Genomic DNA, 5787 nt, shown 5'->3' with positions numbered 1-5787 from the left:
CAGGTTGGCCATCGAGCGATCTCGACGCTCTGATGCCCTGGAACTTCAAGAAGTAACGGCCTCACGTCACCGCTTACCGTGGAAGATATTGCCGACCGCTATTTTCGACCGCGACAGGCTGCGGACCCTTTCGTCTGGGCAGCGCAGAATCTGTCTGAAGCGAAGAAAAACAAAGAGGAGCGGAAGACCGTTCAGTGGCGGTACGCTATCCTCAACATGCATGAGGTGATCGCGCTTGCCATCCCTCGTCTGAATGATCGAGATCTGAAGCGCTTCCACAAGCATTTCAAGACGGTGTTTGTGGACGATTACGCGACGGTTCCGCACGAATCTGTCGAACGGCTCCTTGCCCTGCATCAGGCAGGCAAGCTGTCAGTGAAGGCGTTAGGCGACGACTACGACATTCGGCAGGATCGTGAAAAACCCGGCGCTGTCGTGGTTGTTGATGGAAATGACATCAGTTACGACGCCTTCATCGATGCCACCGGACAGCACGCTCTTTCCGCTTCCGACCTCCCGTTTCCGAGCCTTCGTCAACCCGGCGCGATCAAAAAGGCAGAGACCCACACGGCCGGAGCAAGCGCGAACGACGAAACCCGTCGGACAGGTGGAATTGAGATTGACGACAGTTTCCGACCCCGCTTGGAAGCTGGGCTGTCGAACAACCTCTACTGTGTCTCGGTCCCGTTCCTGCTGCACAAAATGCCGTTCATTCAAGGTATTACCAGCGCTCACGAAATGGGGAGCAAGGTTTCAGCGACGATTATCGATGCCGTGGCAAACTCAGAACTCCTCGTCCACTCGGCCTAACGCTCATCGAAGGAAATCGTGTCTCCAACGGAAATCACGCCCTCGGAATCGATATCTGCATACACACCGAAACAACGCTGACGCCTCTGGACAATCGTTCGCAGGATTTCGGGATCCTCGCACAGGTTAGTCTGCGCGATCATTGTCATTCCACAGCGTTTGGTTTTTTCGGTGACGGTGCCACGGCAGGCGCCCATTGCGATCTGGCGGCCAACCCAGTCGTTCTCGTCCGCACGAGTGTCCACGACGATGTTCGGGCGGAACCTGCGAACGTCCACGATCGCCTCGGGCAGGAGTTCAGATAGCTCCGAAAGGGATCTCAATGACAGCAAATGAACAGGGCTTGCCAGGTAGCGAGGAGACAATTTGATTTCGCCCACGTTTGTAAGAAGGCTACTCCCAGCGCGCCGGATCGCACACCGGAAACCGAACTGATCTGCCAAAGCGCTGTCTAACTCGGCATCATCAATCATCATGGCCCAATCTTTCGAGGAGATCAGGACTCCCCTGCTCGTCACGCGGGCATCAAGCTCCAACGCGGGACGCCAACGGGCGATTTTTTCCGGCGCGGCTATCTCTCCCGAAACGAGGTCGACGAGAAGATAATCGCGATCGCCCCGAACGCCGTCGGATGCGAGCGCCAAGGTGTCAACCCGTTCCCCCCGCAGCGAACTGACAGGGTATCGCCACACCGCCTGGATTGTTGCCGCGAGCTCTATGGGGTGGCTCCTAAGATCCAGGCCGCGGGCGCGAAGGTGCCAGGTGGGGCGAGCGGCCGTTCGCGGACTATATCGTCAACGCCCTGGCGGACTGACTTATCTTCAGCCGTCCCAGCCGCCACGTCACCCATCGCGACTTCGGAGACCCGATGTGACATGCGAGAACCGTCTCCGCGGGCACGGCCAATAGGTCCGCGTTCCACAGCGCGACCAAAGGTTGCTGGCACGGGATCGGAAGCACGGGAGGTATCTTCGCGCCATTGTTCGAGAGCATCGCGATCGACAGGTTGCCGCCGGGACTTGTCAGAATAATACCAGCGATCGGCAAAAGATTTCATTGGCCCGCCATGTTTCTCTCTGTTTGATCGGAAAACAACCAATCGCGATTTCAGTTCCTCTGAAAGGCACAGGCGGGTCGGTCGAGGCGCACGTGAATGCCTGCGCTGGCTACGCTCGCCCCGCGATCCCGTCAAATGTTTAGCCCGAACAGCGCTATCATAGAAGTGTCGAAAACTTCGGCACTTCTAGCAAATTCTAGAGCACATTTGCATGGTCTCTTTTCCCTTGACATTGCCCTGTTCTCGAAGAGATCATCGGAGGACGTGTCGGAATGGCCCTGAAGCTAGGTGGCGTGCTCCCCGGTCTTGCGCAAGACTGGTGGAGACTTGGTGTCCCCTATTGCCTCACAGCTGGATATCGGAGGCGATGGCTTGGAATGACGGCTTCCGGCGCTTTGCCTCCATCAAAAGATCGAGCTCCACGGATGATGGTCCAAAACGTCTGAATAGGTCTTCCGCGACCTTGCGATCCAGGACGTATTTTGACCGAAACTCTTCCAGGCTATAGGGTTTTCCCCGAAGGGCACGTTCACGCTCGAATAATTCGTCTTTCATCTTCTGCCTCCCTCAGTTGGCGACGAAATGTCTTTGGAGACGATTTGTTCCAAAAGGTCGCGGATCGAGATTAACGTCACCGCGTGCAGGTCCGGAAGAGAGAGATATCGAGGTATCCGCTGATGTAGCAGCGGCGCCTCCTGGATGCCGAGATATGTCGTACTCCCATTGATCGCCAACCAAAGCAGCTGTTCCCCAAGCCATTTTGCGGCGCCGCTCAAACAAAATCTTTCTGAACCCAGACGCTGACACTACCTGCATTCGTCGGGAAAATCGCGAGACCTTGGTCGTCGGTCGTCACCTCACCCGATAGGTGACCCAAGAAATCCACGAAGACGGATTTCGATAGGTTCGGGCCTAGGTCCATGGAGATCTCCCCTGCATCGCCGTTGGACATGACAACAACGCAACCCGGCTCTGTTTCGGTTCCCCGCCGAAGAAAGCCAATCACATGTGGGCTATCTAATTTATCAATCTGCGAGCCGTTGGCGAACCGCTGACGTGCCTCTAATAGCCTGGCCAAGCAGCCAATGACGGGCATTTCCACCATCTGTTCGCGACCATCTTCGGTGACGTCACTGTATGCCGCACCATACAAATCAGGATAAAAGACACACGGCGTGCCTTGCTCGCGCAGAAGGATCAAGGCGTAGGCGAGGGGCTTGAACCAAGGCTCGACGGTTGCCTCTAGTGACTGCAGGGGCTGCGTGTCGTGATTGTCCACGAGGGTAACGGCGTGGTCGGGGATGGACGATACGAGCGACCCATCGAAGATAGTCCGCATGTCAAAGTCCGCGCCCGCCTTGGAGGCGTCATGGAAACGGTGGTGAAGCGCGACGTCAAACAGCAGCAGCTGCTTGTCGACCCGCTCCAGATAGTTGGAGAGCGTGGTTATATCGGGGTGCCAATACTCCGCAACAACGAATAGGTCGGCGCCAATAGTGTCGCGCATGTGACCGACCCAATCCTTGAAAAACCAAGCGGGAATATGTTTCGCCGCATCCAAACGGAAACCCGCGACTGGAACCTGCTCGGAAAACCACCGCCCCCAATATTTCAGCTCCTCGTAGACCGCCCTGTTACGAAACTCGACGTCGGCTCCCATCAAGTAGTCGAAGTTGCCGAGTTCATCGTCGACCTCGTCGTTCCACTGCCCCTCGCCATACTCATTCACTAGCCGAAATACGCCGGTTTCATGAGGTTTCTCAATCAAATCCACGCCGCTGAAGCACTGCTTGTCCCAGACGAACCGGGAGTATTTTCCGTCTCTGCCAGGGAAGGTAAAACGCGTGTGGGCAAGCGCGCTAATTGACTCCTCCTCGATATTCGTACGGTCGAGTGGGTCGACGCGACGAACAATAACGCTTTCCTTTTCGTCCGCCCCCATCTTATGGTTCATCACGACGTCATGGATCGGCCGGATCCCGTGCTCGAGAAGAGCCTTGCAACCTGCTTCAAGGGCGGCCCGGTCTCCGTATTTTGTTGCCCTGCTCCCTTTCTGTTCGAACTCCCCGAGATCGAACAGATCATAGGTGTCGTATCCGACAGAGTCAGGCCCAGACGCCCCCTTATACGCAGGCGGCAACCAGGCGTCGGTGATTCCAATTCCTGCGAGATAGGAGGCCTTTTCACCAAGCTCCTTCCAGAGACTACCGTCCCCGGCCGAGTACCAATGAAAAAATTGGAACAGCGTGCGTTTGCTCATTAAGGCTCTCGTCTAAATTATGCTGATGAAGATCGGCACGGACAATGGAATTGACGATACAATCCACTGCCAGCTACCCTATTAACGACACTTCGCGGGGAAGTGACAGTTTGTAAGCAACTCCTGAAGCGTCGCGAATGGGCCGAACAACGATCGAAGGTCTCGTCTTTGCCGCTCGTCCAAATCGTATCGGTTGGCAAATTCTTCCACCCGCAGGACTTGCCGAACTCCGGTGGTTTCCATGCTCTTGATTTGAAAATGATTACTCAACGTCCCCTCACAAAATTGCGCGGAAGAAATGTACATCGCGGCAATTGGTTCCATGAGCGCCAGCGAGAATTTCGGTCCAAAGCGTCCTCATCGTTTCCATGGCTTTACATGCTGATCGGACGGTCCCAAGACGATTCGATACCGAGGTAGGCAGCCTGGGGTTATCGAGCCTCGCCGCCGGCTTCGTCATGGATTCAGTGGGGGCAGTCCCGACGATAGAGCTGGCAACCGGTACGCGGCCAGCGCGCGAACGCCGCTGTCCACGCTGTGCTTCGCTCGAAATCTTTCGAGCCAAATCGAGCTCAACCCCTCGCTTGAAACCTCGCCATCTTTCTTCATCGGGAATCTCCTCCGCTCCTGAAACGTAACGTTGGCCCTCGCGGGTTCCGGATGGATGCGACACCGCGGAGATCGCCCGCGGCAAAAAGATAACTGTCTGCAAATCGAGCTAGGCCACGCGTCCAGACGGGGCAGCACGGCCGGTGGCGTTGCCCGCGTTTTGAGCGAGTAGGATTGGTCAGAAGGGCATTCGCTCCTTCTTGAATGGAAGGATCGTCCGGCCTGACAGGAAGAACGATGTCGACATGGTGTCCAACTTCAGTCCAAGCTTGCGAGAAAGTACCAGTTGGCGTGGACATTCGGTGTCTCCATGCATCCGAACGTGATCACCGGCGGGCTGGTACCGCCGCCGGCGGAATCGAGGCCTTTTCCATGCACTTCCGCGGCGCTGAGTTCTGCGAGGTCAGGGTCAGCGCCCTGACGGGCGAAATCCGCGTATAGCGTTCTCTCGGCTCCTTCGACGCCGGCCAGATCCTCAACGCCAAGACGACCGCCAGGCAAGTGCGGCATCGTGATGGGCATTGGGCTAGCGCTCACCATAGAGACAACAAAAGTACTGGCCGGATGTTCAAAGCTTCGCTCGCCGAATGTCATGTTCCAGCAGAGCGAATGGATGTTCCGACGATCGACATCCTCCGCACTAACACGCCCGATCCGCAGGCGCCATCAGTGCTTGTTGTATTGGCGAGATAGGCATGACGGGGGTCGGGACGGCGGTCGCAAATCCCCAATACACTGCCACCTGTATTCCAGTGCGAGACCTGCCCATCATCCTAGGTAAAGTGCTCCCGGATGTGCCAGGAGTGCCTAGGAGACCCTAGCACGCGATCGGGCAACGAACAGGCAGCCCAGTTGTTCTGACTGCCTGCGCATCGCCATGGACTGGCGGCGGGGCCGCTGTTCCCTCAGCTGGTTCGCCGCTACGTTATTTGAGTCCGGAAGATCCGAGCTTGTCGAGATTCGCCACCATCAATGCCCAGACTGCGCGGGAAACTCAAGCTTTCTGACATCATAGCCGAGTTGGCTCGCCTTGCGGATCATCACCTTCAGT

5 protein-coding genes are annotated in these 5787 nt (G+C 56.7%); 1 reads left to right on the top strand and 4 read right to left on the bottom strand.

The features are described from left to right. The first annotated feature begins 78 nt into the window (after positions 1–78). On the top strand, positions 79–810 hold the full coding sequence (locus ACCD05_RS31490) for a hypothetical protein (protein ID WP_413397585.1): 732 nt from the start codon (positions 79–81) through the stop codon (positions 808–810). On the opposite strand, the gene ACCD05_RS31485 is transcribed toward ACCD05_RS31490, so the two are convergent. The 4 genes from ACCD05_RS31485 to ACCD05_RS31470 form a co-directional block, all read right to left on the bottom strand. Further along, the gene (locus ACCD05_RS31485) at positions 807–1511 is read right to left on the bottom strand and encodes an MOSC domain-containing protein (RefSeq protein WP_413397587.1); all 705 of its coding nucleotides are present in this window, start codon (positions 1509–1511) and stop codon (positions 807–809) included. The two genes, ACCD05_RS31490 and ACCD05_RS31485, sit on opposite strands and share 4 nt — an antisense overlap. A 701-nt stretch (positions 1512–2212) precedes the next feature. Then, the gene (locus tag ACCD05_RS31480; protein ID WP_111564239.1) at positions 2213–2422 is read right to left on the bottom strand and encodes a hypothetical protein; all 210 of its coding nucleotides are present in this window, start codon (positions 2420–2422) and stop codon (positions 2213–2215) included. A gap of 217 nt (positions 2423–2639) precedes the next feature. Beyond that, entirely contained in the window at positions 2640–4127 is a 1488-nt protein-coding gene (amyA, locus tag ACCD05_RS31475) for an alpha-amylase (RefSeq protein WP_111564237.1), read from the bottom strand. An 867-nt stretch (positions 4128–4994) separates the two neighbouring features. Then, the gene (locus tag ACCD05_RS31470; protein ID WP_413397583.1) at positions 4995–5258 is read right to left on the bottom strand and encodes a hypothetical protein; all 264 of its coding nucleotides are present in this window, start codon (positions 5256–5258) and stop codon (positions 4995–4997) included. Between the last annotated feature and the right edge of the window lie 529 nt (positions 5259–5787).

Origin of the sequence: Rhizobium sp. Rhizsp42 (genome assembly GCF_047304155.1) — a bacterium.
Classification (GTDB): Bacteria; Pseudomonadota; Alphaproteobacteria; order Rhizobiales; family Rhizobiaceae; genus Rhizobium.
This window is presented reverse-complemented; position numbering and strand designations above follow the sequence as displayed.

Bases quoted from the DNA above. Each gene is read 5' to 3' on its own strand.
- ACCD05_RS31480 (WP_111564239.1), bottom strand. From the start codon at position 2,422: ATGAAAGACGAATTATTCGAGCGTGAACGTGCCCTTCGGGGAAAACCC.
- amyA (WP_111564237.1), bottom strand. From the start codon at position 4,127: ATGAGCAAACGCACGCTGTTCCAATTTTTTCATTGGTACTCGGCCGGG.
- ACCD05_RS31470 (WP_413397583.1), bottom strand. From the start codon at position 5,258: ATGCCCATCACGATGCCGCACTTGCCTGGCGGTCGTCTTGGCGTTGAG.